We start from the raw sequence: 17048 nt of genomic DNA, 5'->3' as shown, positions 1-17048 counted from the left end.
CGTTGTTCACGGTGCACAGGCTACCGATCGTCGCCCGACGACGAGGAGCCCGCAGCCGTCCAGGCCTCCCGCTCCGGCGCGGCCCGCCGGTAGGACCCGAACGCCCGGATGGCCGAGCGTGGCAGCAGGCGGGCCACCCCCGCAGCCAGCCGGTAGCGCAGGCTCGGCGTCGAGATGACCACCCCGCGCCGCACATCCGCGAGCGCGGCCGCGACCACGTCATCGGCGTTGAGCCACGCGATCTCGGGCAGCACGTTCTTGTCGATGCCCGCGCGGTCGTGGAACTCGGTGTGCACGAACCCCGGGCACAGCACCGTGGCCGTCACCCCCGTGCCCCGCAGCTCCACGGCCAGGCCCTCGGTGAACGTCCGCACCCAGGCCTTGTGCGCCGAGTAGGTGCCCGACGCGAGCAGCGCCGCCACCGACGCCACGTTGAGGATCGCCCCACGACCCCGCTCGACCATGGCCTCCGCTGCCGCGTGGGACAGCACCATGACCGAGCGCACCATCAGGTCGAAGGCCTTCTCCTCACGCTCGAAGTCCCCGCCGACGAACGGCTGGTGCAGCCCGATGCCGGCGTTGTTCACCAGCAGGCCCACCGGGCGGGACTCGTCGCGCAGTCGCGCGGCGACCCGCTCCAGGTCGGCCCGATCGGTCAGGTCGGCGGTGAGGACCTCGGCGTGGATGCCCGCCGCGGCGCGCAACTGCGAGGCGAGGCGTTCCAGGCGCTCGGTGTCGCGCGCGACGAGCACCACGTCATGTTTGGCCGTCGCGAGCTGCCAGGCGAACTCGAGCCCGAGTCCGGCGCTGGCGCCGGTGATGAGTGCGGTTCCCATGCCGCCACCCTACGGAGCCGTCGGGCCTGTTGTCTCAGAACCTCGCGCGGCGGATCTGCGTCACATCGACCCGATGCGAGGGCAGCCCCGTGGGCGCCGGCGGCTAGCCTGGCGCTCATGCGCCTCGCCACCTGGAACATCAACTCGATCCGTGCCCGCACCGACCGGGCCCTGGCCTTCCTGGAGCGCACCGGCACCGACGTGCTGGCGTTGCAGGAGACGAAGTGCAAGGACGAGCAGTTCCCCCGCGAGGCCTTCGAGGCCGCGGGCTACGAGGTCGCCACGCTCGGCTTCAGCCAGTGGAACGGCGTCGCGATCATCTCGCGCGTGGGCCTGGAGGACGTCGAGACGACATTCGCCGGGCAGCCCGGGTTCGGCGTGGAGCCGGTCACCGAGGCGCGGGCGCTGGGCGCCACCTGCGGCGGGGTGAAGGTGTGGAGCCTGTACATCCCCAACGGCCGGGAGATCGACGACCCGCACTACGCCTACAAGCTCGAGTGGCTCAAGCACCTGCGCGCCCAGGCGGAGGCCTGGATCAGCCCCGGGACGGGCGACCCGAACGCGCAGATCGCGCTGGTGGGCGACTGGAACATCGCCCCGCTCGACGAGGACGTGTGGGACATCGAGAAGTTCGCCGGCCGCACCCACGTCACCCCCGCCGAGCGCGAGGCCTTCACCGCCTTCGCCGACGCCGGGTACACCGAGGTCTCCCGCGAGCACATCCCCGCGCGCACCTTCACCTACTGGGACTACCAGCAGCTCCGCTTCCCCCGCAACGAGGGCATGCGCATCGACTTCACCTACGCCTCGCCCGCCCTCGCGGCCCGGGTCACGGGCGCGACGATCGAGCGGAACGAGCGCAAGGGCAAGGCGCCCTCCGACCACGTGCCCGTGATCTTGGACCTGGCGGACTGATCCACACCGCCAGCCGGGCGACTTCCGAGCCGGCATCTGTGGAAGCGCCCGCGCCGGGCTCACGCGCTCCGATACGTTCCTGCCCATGAGCACGCCCCCGACCTGGCCCGCCCCCGACCAGGACCGTCCCGACCCGTTCGCGGTTCCCGCGCCCACCGCAGGGCCCGCGCCCTTCGAGGCCCCTGCGGATGCGGCGGCCTCGCAGCCCTCGCCGTACGGCCCCCCGGCGGCGGCTGAGCAGTCGTCGCCGTACGGCCCCCCGGCGGGAGCTCCTGCCTCCGCGCCCTACCCCGTCGCGCCCGGCGGCGACCGGCCCGGATACGGCGGCGCCCCCACATACGGCGCCCCCGCGTACGGCGCCCCCGCCACCTTCGGGGCCCCGACGTCGCAGGGGCCGGCGTCGCAGGCCCCGGCGTCGCCGTACAACGCGGCGCCTCCGTACGGCGCGGCGTCCCCGTACAACACGGCCCCGCCCTATGGCGGGCCTCCGACCCAGCCGCCGTACGGCGGCCCCACGACACCCGGGCAGCCGTACGGGCCCGGCGGCTACTACCCGCCCCCCGGCGCCTGGGGCCCGCCGCAGCCACCGGTGGACGGGCTGGCCATCGCCTCGCTCGTGACCAGCGGCGTGGGCCTGTTCAGCGTCGGGGCCACGGGGCCGATCGGGCTGGGGCTCGGCATCGCCGCCCTGGTGCGGATCCGCCGCTCAGGCGCCCGCGGTCGCGGCCTGGCCATCGGGGGGATCGTCACCGGCGGGCTCATGACGCTGATGCTGGCGGGATTCATCGCGCTGATGGCCTACGCCGCCTCGCAGCCGAGCAGCAGCGCGGGGTGGGAGACGACCTGGGACGACGAGAGCCTCGGCTCGGACTCGTGGCCCTGGGATGAGGACGCCTTCGGCGCGGACGTGCAGGTCTACGAGCTCGCCGGGCCGTTCGGGGCCGGGCAGTGCCTCGACGCGTGGCCGGAGATGTACGACATGAGCGACGCCCTCCTGGTCGACTGCGCTGTGCCGCACAGCGCCGAGGTGATCGGCACCTTCGAGCTCTCGGCAGCCCCCTGGGACATGGGCGTGGACCCCGCCGTCGACGTGGCCTGGGAGGACTGCTGGGCTGAGCTCGACGCGCTGGGGTCGCCCTACGCGGACGAGTGGGAGTCAATGGACGTGTACTACCCGCACCCGTCGTACTGGGCGGACGGCGAGACCACCGGGTACTGCGTGGCCATCTCCGGCGGAAGCGTGACCGGCTCCGCGGTGGCGCAGACCCTCATGGCGGGCGACGGGGTGCTGAGCTGAGCGTGGCCTTCGACCCGGTGCAGCCCGAGCCGTACTACGCGCCGGGCTGGCACCCGCCGCGCGCGCCGCTCGACCGCTGGTCGGTCGCGTCGGTCGTCGCAGGGGCGCTGATGACCGGCCCCGTCGCGATCGCCCTCGGCGTCATCGGGCTGCGGCGCACTCGAGCGCACGGCAGCCGTGGCGGGCGGCTCGCGCTCGTCGGCATCGGGCTCGGCGTGGTGGGGTCGCTCGCGATCGCCGCCGTGGCCGTCGGCGTGCAGCTCACCGCGGCGGCCACACGCCCCCTGCCCCTCGACGTCGACGCCCCACGCGACGCGCAGGCGGTGCAGCTCGTCACCGGGCACTGCGTCGACCCGCTGCCGGCAGGCGGCGACGTGGACGACGTGACGGTGACGCCGTGCGACCAGCCGCATGCGGCGCAGGTCGTCACCGAGTACCGGTTCGACCGGGCGGCGGTGTGGCCCGGGCAGCAGGCGGCGGATCGACGGGTCTGGGCGGCGTGCACGTTGACGCCGGACGAGGTCGCCGCCGGGGTGCGCGCGGTGGCCTGGGCGCCCACTGAGCAGTCCTGGAAGCGTGGCGACCGCACCGGGCTGTGCCTGGCCACTGTCGACGGCGGCGGCCTGACGGGGTCGTTCCTCGACGGCAGCGTCATCCTGCCCTGAGCGCAGGGCGGCAGGTCAGCGCACGATGGTGACGGCCAGCCGGTCGGCCGTGACATCGCGGCCCACCCGCAGGGTGAACTCCCCCGGCTCGGCGGCCCACGACTCGCTCGGCACGTCCCAGTGCTGGAAGGCCCGCGCGGCCACCCGCACCTCGGCGGTGACGTGCTCGCCGGGGTCCGCCTCGACGACCGCCCACCCGGCGAGCCACAGCGCGGGCCGCTCGACCACGGAGTCGGACCGCTCGAGGTAGGCCTGCACCACCTCCCGCCCACGCCGCAGGCCCGTGTTCGTGATCGTCACGCGCGCCACCACGTCATGCCCGTCGGCCGTCAGCCGCACCGCGTCGTAGGACCAGCTGGTGTAGCCGAGCCCATGCCCGAACGGGTAGGCGGGTGTGGCCCCGGAGCGGAGCCAGGCCCGGTAGCCGACGTGGATGCCCTCGGCGTAGCGCAGCACCCCGTCGCGCGGTGTCACGTCGAGCACTGGCACGTCCTCCTCGGCGGCGGGCCAGGTGGTCGGCAGGCGCCCGCTGGGCTCCCGATGCCCGACGAGCACCTCGGCGAGCGCGTTGCCGTACTCCTGCCCGCCGAACCAGGTGAGCAGCACCGCGCCGACCTCGTCACGCCACGGCATGAGCACCGGCGACCCGGAGTTCACCACCACCACGGTGTGGGGCTGCGCGGCCGCCACGGCCCGCACCAGGTCGTCCTGGGCGCCGGGCAGCCGCAGGTCGCGGCGGTCGAACCCCTCGGACTCGACGTCCTCGTTGGTGCCGACCACCACCACTGCGACATCGGCCTCGCGGGCCAGGGCGGCGGCCTCGGCGATGAGCTCGGCCGGCGAGTCGACCACGGGGCGCCATCCGGCGGTGAATCCGAGGGCGCCGACGGTCGTGGGCCCGCCGGACATGGCCGCGAGCCCCGTCAGCGGATGCCGCCACCGCAGGCGGTACGTCCGGCCCGCCTCCACGGTGAGGCGTGTCGTGGCGGCGGGCGGGGACATCAGCGCGGCGGCGAGGTCCGTCGACTCGGAGGCGAGGGCGGCCTGCAGCACCTGCTCCCCGTCGACCTCGAGCGTCGTGTCGCCGACGACGGCGAAGCCGAGCTCGATCGGCCCGGAGGCGGGTGGGGTGAAGTCGGCAACGACTTCGAAGACGTCGGCGTCGGGCGCGTCGCCGAGCCACATCAGCGTGCTGGCACGGCGTGCCTCGTCGAGCACCACGGCGCCGTCGGCGGCCAGGAACCGGGTGCGCACGCCCGGCTCGCCCGTCTCGGGATCGCGCACCGTGTCCAGGTCGAACGGCAGCAGGCCCTGGTGGACGAGCGCCCCGGTGGCGTGTGCGACCTCCACGTCGGGGAGCGCGGCGCGCAGGCCGTCCACCGGTGTCACGACGCGGGAGGGGACGACGGTGGCGGACCCGCCGCCCTGGGTGCGCGGCAGGACGGCGGCCTGGCCCAGCACCGCGATCCGGCGCGGGCCCGGCGTGTCGGGGGGCTGCAGCGGCAGCACGCCGTCGTTGCTCGCCAGCACGATGCCGCGCGCCTCCACCTCGCGGGCCAGCAGCACCGTGTCCGGGTCGACGTCGGGCCGCACGTCGCGGGGGGCGTCGGCGGTGGCCCGCGAGCCCTGCGCGAGCTCGAGGGCGCCCACCCGGGCGGCGAGCAGGAGCAGCCGTCGCACCTTGTCGTCGACGGCATCGGCGGAGATCTCGCCCGCCTCCACCGCGTCGACCAGCGCGTCACCCCAGGGCCCGTCGGGGCCGGGCATCACCACGTCTTGGGCTGCTCGCGCCGCGTCGAGGGAGCGCACGGCCATCCAGTCGGAGACGACCACCCCGTCGAACCCCCACCCCGACTTGAGCGGGGAGCGCAGCAGGTCGTGCTCGCTCATGGTCACGCCGTCGACGGCGTTGTAGGCGCTCATCACCGCCCAGGAGCCGGCGCCGGTGACGATCTGCTCGAAGGGTTGCAGGTACACCTCGTGCAGCGCTTTGGCGGAGACGTCGACGGAGGCGGTGAACCGCTCGGTCTCGAAGTCGTTGGCCACGTAGTGCTTGGGGCAGGCGGCGACGCCGTTGTCCTGCAGGCCGCGCACCACGGCGGCGGCGATCACCCCGGTGAGCAGCGGATCCTCGGAGAACGCCTCGAAGTGGCGGCCGCCCAGCGGGCTGCGGTGCAGGTTGATGGTGGGGCCGAGCACCACGTCCACACCCTTGCGGCGGGCCTCCTGCGCCATCGCGGCGCCGTACCGGTACGCGAGCCCTGGGTCCCAGGAGGCGGCCAGCGCGGTGCCGCTGGGCAGGTTGAGCGACGGGTCGCGCTCGTCCCAGACGGCGCCGCGCACCCCGGCGGGCCCATCCGACATCACGAGGGCGCGCAGCCCGATCGCCGGCTCGGCGTGCAGGGACCAGAAGTCGGCGCCGGTGAGCAGGCGGACCTTCTGGGCCAGGCTCAGGCGCGCGAGGAGCCGGTCGAGGTCTGCGTCGTCCAGGGTGGTGGTCATCGTCGACCTCGCTCGTCGGGGAATGTCCGACTTCATGCCTACCACGGCTGGCCTGTCGCGGCGCTGCCGGGCTGGGCGAGGCGGGCGAGGGCTAGAAGCCGGCCTTGAGCTGCCGGGAGAGGTGCTCGCGGAGGGTCCCGGCCATGTCGACGCCCTCGCGGTCGAGCAGCCACTGCACCTGCAGCCCGTCCATCAGGGCGATGAAGCTGCGGGCGGCGTGCTCGGGGTCCACGTCGGGGTTGAGCTGCCCGGCGTCGCGGGCCTCCTCGAACGCGTCGATGCACAGCCGCACGGCGCGCTCGTAGCGGTCGGTGAAGAACTCGTGGGCCGGGTGGTCGGGTGACGTCGCCTCGGCGGCGAGCACGCAGGACAGCTCGACGATGCCGGGCCGGGTGGCGTTGTAGTCGGCGAGGTCGAGCATGTGCCGCAGCACCTCGGTGCCGGTCGACGCGGTGAGGTCGAACTGCGCGGAGTCCGTCTCGTCGCGGCGCTCCAGCACGGCGAGTAGGAGGGACTCCTTGCTGGTGAAGTGGTGCAGTAGCCCGGGGTGCGAGATGCCGGCGCGGGCTGCGATCTCACGCAGGGAGGCCGCCCGGTAGCCCACGTCGCCGAAGAGCGCCATCGCCTCGTCGAGGATCTGCTGGCGCCGCGCCCGTCCCTTGGCATAGCCACGCTCGATCTGGCTGGTCACTGCGCCCCCTCGTTGCCCCCCGGCCGTTGGCAGATCGAGAGTACGCCCCCATTCGCGGCTGTTTGATCCCCTCTGTCACTCGTACGAGTGACAGAGGGGATATGAAATCGTGTTCATTCGCCCGGGAAGACGACACCGAGCTGCCGACGGACCTCATCGGCGGTCTCGAGCACCCGCACCGTCTCCTCGAGCGGCAGCCACGGGGACTCGGTGCGCCCCTCTGCGACGTACCGAGCGAGGGCCGCCGTCTGATAGCAGAGGCCGTCGTGGCCGCGCAGCGGGTCGTCGTCCCACACCACCCGCTCGTCGCCCACGCACAGGGCCACGCTCGACGGCGCGAAGAAGTCCTCGCCCATCTCGAGCCGCCCGCGCGAGCCCGTCACCGTGGCGGTGCGGCCCGTCGCGGCCAGCATCGACGTGAAGACCTGCGCCTGCCCGCCGCCCGCGTGGTCCAGCAGCACCGTCGCCTGGGCGTCCACCCCCGTGGACGCGAGCACGCCCGCGGCGTGCACGGCCACCGGGGCGCCCCAGCCCGAGTGCGTCGCGACGAACGACGCGAAGGACAGCGGGTAGACGCCCAGGTCCAGCAGCACCCCGCCCGCGAGGGCCGGGTCCAGCAGCCGGTGCCCCGGCGGCGGGTCGGTGCGCACGCCATAGTCGCCGGTCACCAGGCGCACGTCACCCAGCGCGCCGTCGTCCAGGAGCTGGCGCACCACATCCGTCTGCGGCAGGTACCGGCTCCACATCGCCTCCATGCACAGCACCCCGGCGGCGCGGGCGGCGTCGACCACCTCGCGGGCCTCGGCCGCGTTGCGGGTGAAGGCCTTCTCCACGAGGACGTGCTTGCCCGCGGCGATCGCGGCCAGCGCCTGCTCGCGGTGGTGGCTGTGCGGGCTCGCGACGTACACGACGTCGACGTCCGGGTCCTCGACCAGGCGCTCATACCCCGGGTAGGCACGGTCCACGCCGTGCCGCCGCGCGAACTCGGCGCCCCGCTCAGCCGAGCGGGAGCCGACCGCGACGACCCGCTGGCCCGTGTGCGCATGCATCGCCGACGTGAGCTGCCCCGCGATCCAGCCAGGCGCGATGATCCCCCAGCGCAGCGGCGGCGCGTCGCGCGGGTCGGCGTGCCGGGGCGTGGGCAGGACGGTCGTCGTCGTCATGGCGGAACTCTGGCAGACAGGCGCCCCGGGCGCGTGGCGCCCGGGGCTTACCCGCAGGTCAGGAGCCCCGCGATGTGAGCGTCAACCCTCGATCCTCGGCCGAGGGATGGTCGACGACGATCGTGTCGCCGTCATGGGCCTGCCCGGACAGCAGCAGCCGTGCGAGCTGGTCGCCGATCTCCTTCTGCACGAGCCGGCGCAGCGGCCGGGCGCCGTAGGCCGGGTCGTAGCCCTCGATCGCGAGCCACTCCTTCGCGGCGGGTGTCACGTCGAGCACCAGGCGGCGGTCGGAGAGCCGCTTGGCCAGGTTCGCGACCTGCAGGTCCACGATCTGCCCGATGTCCTCCAGGCCCAGCGTGTGGAACAGCACCACGTCGTCGAGCCGGTTGAGGAACTCGGGCTTGAACGCGGCACGCACGGCCGTCATCACGGCCTCCTGCTTGGCGGCGTCGTCGAGGGTCTGGTCGGCGAGGAACTGCGAGCCGAGGTTCGACGTGAGGATGAGGATGACGTTGCGGAAGTCGACAGTGCGGCCCTGGCCGTCGGTCAGCCGGCCGTCGTCGAGCACCTGCAGCAGGATGTCGAAGATCTCCGGGTTGGCCTTCTCCACCTCGTCGAGCAGCACCACCGAGTACGGGCGGCGGCGGATCGCCTCGGTGAGCTGGCCGCCCTCCTCGTAGCCGACGTAGCCGGGGGGCGCCCCGACGAGCCGGGCCACCGAGTGCTTCTCGGAGTACTCCGACATGTCGATGCGCACCATCGCGCGCTCGTCGTCGAACAGGAAGTCCGCGAGCGCCTTCGCGAGCTCGGTCTTGCCGACGCCCGTGGGGCCCAGGAACAGGAACGAGCCGGTGGGCCGGTCGGGGTCGGAGACGCCGGCCCGGGCGCGGCGCACCGCGTCGGACACCGCGGCGACGGCCTGCTTCTGCCCGATGATCCGGCCGCCCAGCACGTCCTCCATCCGCATGAGCTTGGCGCTCTCGCCCTCGAGCAGCCGCCCGGCGGGGATGCCCGTCCAGGCCGAGACGACCTCGGCGACCTCGTCGGGCCCGACCTTCTCGGCGATCATCGGCGCGGGCGCCGGGCCTGCCGCGTCCTCGTCGCCGACCTCCTGCTCGTGGCGCTCGGCCTCCTCGATCTCCTTCTGCACGGCCGGGATCTCGCCGTAGAGGATGCGGCCGGCGGCGGCGAGGTCGCCCTCGCGCTCAGCCCGCTCGGCGGCGCCGCGCAGCTCGTCGAGCCGCGCCTTGAGGTCGCCGACCATGTTGTGGCCGGCCTTCTCCTTCTCCCACCGCGCCGTCAGCCCCGCGAGCTCCTCGCGGCGGTCGGCGAGGTCGGCGCGGATCTTCTCCAGGCGCTCGCGCGACGCGTCGTCGTCGGCGTTCTCGAGGGTGATCTCCTCCATGGTCAGCCGCGCGACGGCACGCTGGAGCTCGTCGATCTCGATCGGGGACGAGTCGAGCTCCATCCGCAGGCGGCTCGCGGCCTCGTCGACCAGGTCGATGGCCTTGTCGGGGAGCTGGCGGCCGGGGATGTACCGGTCGGAGAGGGTCGCGGCGGCGACCAGGGCGGCGTCGGAGATCGTGACCTTGTGGTGCGCCTCGTAGCGCTCCTTGAGCCCGCGCAGGATCGCGACGGCGTCCTCGACGCTGGGCTCGCCGACGAAGACCTGCTGGAAGCGGCGCTCCAGCGCGGGGTCCTTCTCGATGTGCTCGCGGTACTCGTCGAGGGTGGTGGCGCCGACCATGCGCAGCTCGCCGCGCGCCAGCATCGGCTTGAGCATGTTGCCGGCGTCCATCGAGCCCTCGGAGGCCCCCGCGCCGACGACGGTGTGCAGCTCGTCGATGAAGGTGATGACCTCGCCGTCGGAGTTCTTGATCTCCTCCAGGACGGCCTTGAGCCGCTCCTCGAACTCGCCGCGGTACTTGGCGCCCGCGACCATGGCCCCGAGGTCCAGCGCGATGAGCCGCTTGCCGCGCAGCGACTCGGGCACGTCCCCCGCGACAATGCGCTGGGCGAGGCCCTCGACCACTGCCGTCTTGCCGACGCCGGGCTCCCCGATCAGCACGGGGTTGTTCTTGGTGCGCCGGGACAGCACCTGCACGACGCGGCGGATCTCGGAGTCGCGGCCGATCACCGGGTCGAGCTTGCCGTCGCGCGCCGCCTGCGTGAGGTCATTGCCGTACTGCTCCAGCGCCTTGAACGTGCCCTCCGGGTTGGGGCTCGTGACCCGCCCGGTGCCGCGCACCGTGGGCAGCGTCGCGACGAGCGCCTCACGCGAGGCCCCCTGGGACCGCAGGGCGTCGGCGACGCCGCTCTGGCCGGCGGCGACGCCGATGAGCAGGTGCTCGGTGGAGACGTACTCGTCGCCGAGGGCGCGCGCCTCGGCCTGGGCGGCCTCGAGGGCTGTGGCGGTGGCGCGAGACGCGGTGGGCTGCGCGACGGCGGAGCCGGTGGCGGCGGGCAGCCCGACGAGGGTGGCCCGCACGGCGCGGCCGAGGGCGGTGCGATCGGCGCCCACGGCGTCGAGCAGCGCGTTGGCGACGCCGCCCTCCTGGGTGAGCAGCGCGTTGAGCAGGTGGGCGGGCTCGAGCTGCGGGTTGCCTGCGGCGGACGCCTGCTGGATGGCGTCGCCCAGCGCCTCCTGCGCCTTGGTCGTGAACTTCGCGTCCATCGTTCCTCCGGTGCCACAAGAGCTGGTGCGGTCGGCCCACGGGGCTTCCCCGCGGGTCTTTCAACTGGAGTTGAGCCTACTCGGCTCAACACTGCATGGCTGGGCGAGGTCCGCTTTGCCCCTTCCGCACGAGTCGTCCGGGCGCCAGGGTGTCCCCCATGCCTCGACGCACCACTGCCGTCGCGCTCGTGGCCCTCGTGACACTCGGCCTGGCCGGGTGCGTGCGGGTCGACCTCGCGACCACGCTGCACCCCGACGACACCCAGAGCGGGTCGCTGACCTTCGCCGTCTCGGAGGCCTTCGCCGAGCGATCCGGCGTCGCCGCCGAGGACCTGGTGGAGTCACTCCAGCTCCCCGCGCTGTCCGGCGAGCTGCCCGGCGCGACCGTCGAGTCCTTCACTGAGGACGGGTACGCGGGCAAACGCGTCACCGTCGAGAACGCGCCGCTGGACACCTTCGGCAGCGACGGCTCGTCGGTGGAGATCACCCGCGACGGCGACTCCTTCGTCGTCTCGGGGGCGATCGACGTCTCCGAGGAGATGATCGGCGCGTCCACCGGGCAGGCCGACGACGCCGCCCTCGACGACCTGGACGTGCGGGTGCGCATCACGTTCCCCGGCGCCGTCGCCGACCACAACGGCGAGCTCGACGGGCGCACCGTCACCTGGCACGCCTCCCGCGGCGACCGGCTGACCCTCTCCGCGCAGGGCTCGGCCATCGCGGGGGCCGCCGCCCCGGAGTCCACCCCGCAGTGGATCTGGCTGGCCGGCGGAGTCGCCGTCCTGGCGATGCTCGCGGCCCTCGTCGCGGCCCGCACCCGCCGTCCCGGCGGCCCGTCGGGCGGCCAAGCTCCTCGCGACGCCTCTCGTTCCGGCCACACTGCCGCCACCTGACGCCACCCCCCGAGCTCAGCGGACTCACCGTCCAGCCTCAGCCCGGGCAGGGCGGACCGCAATGCCAGCGCGACTCATCAGCCGCGGGCGAGACGCCGCGCCAGCCCCGTGACACGATCACGGCATGTCCGACCAGGCCCTGCCCGACCACGCCCTGCCTGACGACGCGCCCGCCACCGGCTCGACCGCCACCGCCCCCGCGGCCGTCCCCGCGGCCGTGCCCGATGTGCTCGGCGAGGGCTGGACCGCGCAGACGCTGCCGTTGCGCCCCGAGCCCGGCGGCACACCCGTGGCGACTCTGGTGCGCCGCGTCCCGGATCCGGGCGCCCCGCCGTCACGGCGCGCGGTGCTGTACGTGCACGGCTTCGTCGACTACTTCTTCCAACGCCACGTCGGTGACGCGTTCGCGGCGCACGGCGAGGACTTCTACGCCCTGGACCTGCGCGGCTACGGCCGCTCGCTCCTGCCCTGGCAGGAGCCCAACTACGTGACGGACCTCTCGGTGTACAGCGAGGAGCTGGACGCCGCGGCGCGGGTGCTGCTGGCCGACCATGACGAGATCGTGCTGGTGGGCCACTCGACGGGTGGGTTGATCGCGGCGCTGTGGGTCGAAGCCCGGCGCGACGCGGGCGTCATCGACGCCGTGGTGCTGAACAGCCCGTGGCTGGACCTGCGGGGCTCGTGGCTCGAGCGGGTTGTGGCCACGCGGGTGATCGACGTGGTCGGCCGGTTCGCGCCACGGTTGAAGGTGGGCCGGCTCGGCGGCTTCTACGGCCCCGCGCTGCACGTGGGCACGGGTGGCGAGTGGGACTACAACCTGGCGTGGAAGCCGCATGGCGGGTTCCCCGTGCGGGCGGGCTGGTTGCGGACGGTGCGGCGGGGCCATGCGCGGGTCGCGCGCGGCCTGGCGATCTCGTGCCCGGTGCTGGTGCTGGCCTCTGACGCCTCGGGACCCGACGACCGGTGGCATGACGCGCTGCTGTCGACGGACTCGGTGCTGGACGTCGCCCAGATCGCGGCGCGATCGACGCGGCTGGGGGCGGACGTGACCTTGGTCGAGGTGCCGGGAGGGACGCACGACCTCGCGCTCTCGGCCGGCACGGCACGCGCCCAGTACCTGCGCGAGGTGCTCGACTGGCTGGACGCCCGGCTACCCCGCTGAGCGGAGTGGTCGCTCAGTCCACCCACCACGGGACGCGCGGGTTGAGCTCGGCGGCCACGGCGGCGAAGTCGAGGTCGTTCATCTCGAGGTGGCCGTGGGAGTCGACGAAGAAGACGCCGCGGTCGAAGGCGGCGGCCATCGTGCGCGCCATGTCGGCCAACGTCAGGAAATCGACGGGATGCTCCGACTCGTCGATCCGGAAGTGGCGCACCGAGCCGGCCATCTCCCCGCCGAGGTCGGCGACGTAGAAGTCGCCGCCACCGTTCGCGAACAGGGGGAGCCAACCGGGCGCCCACCGGGCGTCCGGGAGGAACGCCTCGTAGTTCGCGAGGGCGTCGTCCAGGGTGAGCAGGTAGAAGCCGGGGAGCATCGAGATGTCGCCCAGGCGCGCATCGCCTGGCCCCGTGCCGCCGCGCCAGCCGTACAGCGCCTCGACTGCGGCGCGGGACGGCAACCCGTGCGCCGTGAGCACCGCCCTGGTCCTGCTCGGCTCCACCGCCGGCATGAGCAGCTCGAGCAGCGCGTCGCGTCGCAGCTCCCTCAGGCCCGCGTCGATGCGCGCGAGCGACTCCGCCATACCCGTGAACGTCAGGCCCGTGAACGTCAGGCCGAGGTCGTCGCCGCCTTCGATGCCATGCATCCGGCAGAAGGTACACCGCGACGCCCCAGCACACGTATTGCATTCTCGCAAATTATCGTGGCGGCATTCATGGACGCACGTTCAGGACGCCTGTACTGGACATCCGTCCGTCAATGAGAATGTTCTCATACGTGACACCCTGAGGCGCGCGCCAAGACATTGCAATAGTGGACATTCGGCCCAGACTGACCCCCAGAAATGGCCCGGAATCGCACACGTCGAATAGACGGAGGTTGCATTCTTCGGGTGCGAGCGTCCAGTGTGTGGATCACGCCGAATCGGACCAACCGGTCGGCGTCGCCTCAGCCGCACCGACCGGTCAGGCGCTCGGGGAGACCACCCCGAGCGTCGGTCGAGCATGCCCGACGCCCGCGTCGGTGCGCCTGGTCCGACGATCCCCGTCCACCCGCCTCGCCAACGACGCCGAGTGCAATCCCAGCCTGAACGACGACGTCACTCGAGGTCAGCGCGATGTTCATCTTCCTGCTCCAGGTCCGCCACATGCTCGACGACAACGCTGAGCTCTACCTCTTCGCCGTGTTCTCGGGCCTGGTGTGGGCGCTGTGGCTCCTCAAGGTGGTGCTCTCGCGCCGCTACCGTCCCTTCACCGCCGAGCACCAGGTGGGCACCAGCGTCATCGTGCCCGTCGTGGACGAGCCTCTCGACCTCTTTCGAGAAGTGCTGGGCCGCGTCACCGAGCAATCTCCCGACGAGGTGATCGTCGTCATCAATGGCGCCCCCAACCCCGGCCTGGTGGCTGTTTGCGAGGAGTTCGCGCCGCTCGTCCAATGGGTGCACACGCCCATACCCGGAAAGCGGAACGCGGTGAAGATCGGCACCGAGATGTCGCGCCACGAGATCACCGTGCTGCTCGACTCCGACACCATCTGGACCGACGGGACGCTGCGCGAGCTCGTCAAGCCGTTCGCCGACTCCAGCATCGGCGGCGTCACCACCCGGCAGCGGATCCTGGAGCCCACCCGGTCCTGGATCACGCGCTGGGCGGACTGGCTGGAGAACTCCCGGTCGCTGTACTCGATGCCCGCGCAGTCGGTGCTGGGCCAGGTGGGCTGCCTGCCCGGCCGCACCATCGCGTTCCGCCGGGAGATCCTCATCCGGGCCATGGACGACTTCATGAACCAGAAGTTCATGGGCGTGTTCCTCGAGGTCTCCGACGACCGGACCCTGACGAACCTCACCCTCAAGCAGGGCTACCGCACCGTCTACCAGCACACCAGCCTCGTCTACACGGACGCCCCGCTGGAGATCAAGAAGCTGTTCAAGCAGCAGCTCCGCTGGGCCCGCGGCAGCCAGTACAACACCCTGCGCATGCTGCCCTGGATGCTGGGCCACGCGCCCATCCTGGCGATCTTCTTCCTCGCCGACATCCTGCTGCCGTTCCTGCTCATCGGGACGCTGCTCGGCTGGGCCTACCGCGCCATCAGCGGCACCGGCGTCAACCTCTACCAGGCGATCCTCGAGACGTACGGCGCCCGCGGCGGCTGGCTGTGGGTGGTGGCGCTGATGCTCGTGTCCACGGTGCTGTCGATGGCCGTGCGGCAGATCCGGCACCTGCAGGAGGTGCCGTCCGACTTCTTCCGGCTGCCGATGTTCATCATCGTGTCCACGTTCTTCCTGATGCCGGTGCGCCTGCTCGGGTTCCTGCGGATGGCCCACGCGAGCGGCTGGGGCACCCGTGCCGGGGCTTACGCCGGCGGCGACCCGGCCCCGGCGCCCGACGCACCCCGCCCCGATCGGCCGGAGCCACTGGTGCCCGACCAGCGCCCCGCGCATGACGACGACGACCTGATGGCCGAGCTCGCGCTGCTGGAGGCCGGCCACGACAACGGCCTGCACGGCCCCACCCGGGTGGCCGTCCGCGAGCGCCGAGTCGCCCGCACCACCGTCCAGCACGTCCCGGCCGCCGCGCCGGTGCAGGCGCTCCCCGCGGCTGGCCGCGCCCGTCCACGGCGGAACCCCAAGGCCGCCATCCCGTATGCGATCGCCGTGATCGTGCTCAGCCTGGAGGCACTGCTCTATGTCTGACCGCCCTTCCCCCCCGCCCTCCACGGGCCGCGCCTGGTGGGCGCCGCGCGGTGGGCGCATGACGCGCCGCGCCACCCTCTCCACAGTGGCCCTGGCCGGGTCGCTGGCCCTGGTCACCGGTCTTGTGTGGAGCACCCCCGCTGTGGAGTCGCTGCGCGGCGTCGCCGAGGCCGCCGAGGCCCCGACGGCGGAGGAGCAGCGGCTCGCCCGGGAGAACGCGGCGATGCGCGACGAGCTGCAGAGCAGCCGCGCCCAGGCCGGATCGCTGCGCGAGGCGCTCGGCAAGGAGCAGGCCGCCCGGGTCAAGGGCGAGCAGGAGCGCGCCGCCGCGGAGGAGGCCGCTGCCGCCTCGGGCTCCACGTCCACCGCGAAGAAGTCCACCTCGAGCGGTAGCGGTCGCACCACCGGCCGCACCGGGTCGTCCGGCTCGGCGAACCCGTCGAACCCGGCGAACCCGTCGAACCCGACTCAGCCCGCCGGCCCGGCCGTGCCCGTCGACACCCGCCCGTCGGCGCCGTCCAAGGGCGAGCTGCTCGACCCCGGGCAGCGCTACTTCGGGATGTACACCGCGCAGGCGCCGTTCAGCTGGTCGACGCTCGACGACGCGGCGGCCAAGGTGGCCCGCACGCCGAGCCTGGTCGGCTGGTTCAGCGGCTGGGACAAGCCGTTCCGCTCCGACGCCGTGGTCCGCGCCTGGGAGCGCGGGATGCTGCCGATGCTCACGTGGGAGTCACGGCCCAGCACGTCGGGCAACGACGTCATCGAGGAGCCGGACCACACGCTGCCGATCATCATCGGCGACCCCGCGACGGGGACCCCGGGCCGCTACGACGACTACCTGCGGCAGTACGCCCGCGACGTCGCCGCCCTCGGGCTGCCGATGGCCATCCGGCTCGACCACGAGATGAACGGCGTCTGGTACCCGTGGTCCGAGCAGACCGGATCCGGCGCCTCGATCAACGGGAACCGTCCCGGCGACTACGTCGCGATGTGGCGCCACGTGCATGACATCTTCGAGGCCGAGGGCGCCAACGAGCACGTCATCTGGGTGTGGTCGCCGAACATCGTCAACAACCTGCCCGCCGCGCTGCAGAGCGTCGAGAACCTCGCGGGCCTCTACCCGGGCGACGCGTACGTCGACTGGGTCGGCATCTCGGGCTACTACCGGCCCCCGTACAAGGTCGAGAACAACCACACGTTCCAGTACACCTACGACCGGACGCTGAACCAGGTCAGGTCCCTGACGGACAAGCCGATCCTGCTCTCCGAGGTCGGCGCGTCGGAGATCGGCGGCAAGAAGCCGACGTGGGTGCGCTCGTTCTTCCAGGCGTTCGCCCGCCCGGAGAACGCGGACATCATCGGCTTCGCCTGGTTCAACATGGCCGTCTCGACGTACTCCGAGGGCCAGCTCATCACCAACGACTGGCGGGTGGACTCGCGCCGCAACTCCCTGGCCGAGTTCGTCACCGGGCTCAACAACCCCGCCCACGGGTTCGGCGGCACGCCGCTGGGCGCCCCCGCGCCCGACGAGGGCACGGACCCCGAGGACTCGCTCACCCCCGAC

General features: G+C 72.9%; 13 protein-coding genes. 7 read left to right on the top strand and 6 right to left on the bottom strand.

The features are described from left to right. Window positions 1–20: 20 nt before the first annotated feature. Window positions 21–836: an SDR family NAD(P)-dependent oxidoreductase gene (locus tag QUV83_RS06145; RefSeq protein WP_289563321.1), complete on the bottom strand. Its 816-nt coding sequence runs from the start codon at window positions 834–836 to the stop codon at window positions 21–23. Window positions 837–953: 117 nt separating this feature from the next. Here QUV83_RS06145 and QUV83_RS06140 point away from each other — a divergent pair, with 117 nt between their 5' ends. From QUV83_RS06140 to QUV83_RS06130, 3 genes are all read left to right on the top strand, one after another. Further along, window positions 954–1751, top strand: a complete 798-nt coding sequence (locus QUV83_RS06140) for an exodeoxyribonuclease III (protein ID WP_289563320.1) — start codon at window positions 954–956, stop codon at window positions 1749–1751. A gap of 85 nt (window positions 1752–1836) precedes the next feature. Further along, the gene (locus tag QUV83_RS06135; RefSeq protein WP_289563319.1) at window positions 1837–3048 is read left to right on the top strand and encodes a DUF4190 domain-containing protein; all 1212 of its coding nucleotides are present in this window, start codon (window positions 1837–1839) and stop codon (window positions 3046–3048) included. Window positions 3049–3050: 2 nt separating this feature from the next. Continuing rightward, window positions 3051–3713, top strand: a complete 663-nt coding sequence (locus QUV83_RS06130) for a DUF4190 domain-containing protein (protein WP_289563318.1) — start codon at window positions 3051–3053, stop codon at window positions 3711–3713. A gap of 15 nt (window positions 3714–3728) precedes the next feature. Here the strand turns inward: QUV83_RS06130 and QUV83_RS06125 are convergent, their stop codons facing one another. The 4 genes from QUV83_RS06125 to clpB all read right to left on the bottom strand — a co-directional run bounded on the left by QUV83_RS06125 (window position 3729) and on the right by clpB (window position 10743). Continuing rightward, complete coding sequence (locus QUV83_RS06125) at window positions 3729–6215, bottom strand: beta-glucosidase family protein (protein WP_289563317.1); 2487 nt, start codon at window positions 6213–6215, stop codon at window positions 3729–3731. 91 nt (window positions 6216–6306) lie between these two features. Further along, window positions 6307–6906 (bottom strand): TetR/AcrR family transcriptional regulator, encoded by a 600-nt coding sequence (locus tag QUV83_RS06120; RefSeq protein ID WP_289563316.1) that lies wholly within the window; start codon window positions 6904–6906, stop codon window positions 6307–6309. 113 nt (window positions 6907–7019) lie between these two features. Beyond that, window positions 7020–8069 (bottom strand): Gfo/Idh/MocA family protein, encoded by a 1050-nt coding sequence (locus QUV83_RS06115; protein WP_289563315.1) that lies wholly within the window; start codon window positions 8067–8069, stop codon window positions 7020–7022. A 58-nt stretch (window positions 8070–8127) separates the two neighbouring features. Further along, window positions 8128–10743, bottom strand: a complete 2616-nt coding sequence (clpB, locus tag QUV83_RS06110; protein WP_289563314.1) for an ATP-dependent chaperone ClpB — start codon at window positions 10741–10743, stop codon at window positions 8128–8130. Between the two features lie 158 nt (window positions 10744–10901). On the opposite strand from clpB, the gene QUV83_RS06105 reads away from it, so the two are divergent. Both QUV83_RS06105 and QUV83_RS06100 read left to right on the top strand, forming a co-directional pair. Next, window positions 10902–11636 carry an LppM family (lipo)protein gene (locus QUV83_RS06105; RefSeq protein WP_289563313.1) on the top strand — a complete coding sequence of 245 codons (735 nt, stop codon included), beginning with the start codon at window positions 10902–10904 and terminating at the stop codon, window positions 11634–11636. Between the two features lie 124 nt (window positions 11637–11760). Further along, window positions 11761–12798 (top strand): alpha/beta hydrolase, encoded by a 1038-nt coding sequence (locus QUV83_RS06100; RefSeq protein ID WP_289563312.1) that lies wholly within the window; start codon window positions 11761–11763, stop codon window positions 12796–12798. A gap of 13 nt (window positions 12799–12811) precedes the next feature. On the opposite strand, the gene QUV83_RS06095 is transcribed toward QUV83_RS06100, so the two are convergent. Further along, on the bottom strand, window positions 12812–13438 hold the full coding sequence (locus tag QUV83_RS06095; protein ID WP_289563311.1) for a hypothetical protein: 627 nt from the start codon (window positions 13436–13438) through the stop codon (window positions 12812–12814). Window positions 13439–13909: 471 nt separating this feature from the next. Between QUV83_RS06095 and QUV83_RS06090 the strand changes: the two genes are divergently transcribed. Then, window positions 13910–15484, top strand: a complete 1575-nt coding sequence (locus QUV83_RS06090; RefSeq protein WP_289563310.1) for a glycosyltransferase family 2 protein — start codon at window positions 13910–13912, stop codon at window positions 15482–15484. Between the two features lie 58 nt (window positions 15485–15542). Next, window positions 15543–17048, top strand: a 1506-nt coding sequence (locus QUV83_RS06085) for a glycoside hydrolase family 26 protein (protein WP_289563309.1), incomplete at its 3' end; no start/stop codon positions are given.

It is taken from the genome of Cellulomonas cellasea, assembly GCF_030372105.1.
Classification (GTDB): Bacteria; Actinomycetota; Actinomycetes; order Actinomycetales; family Cellulomonadaceae; genus Cellulomonas_A; species Cellulomonas_A cellasea_A.
The sequence above is the reverse complement of the archived record's forward strand: the minus strand, read 5'-3'. Positions and strand labels throughout refer to the sequence as shown.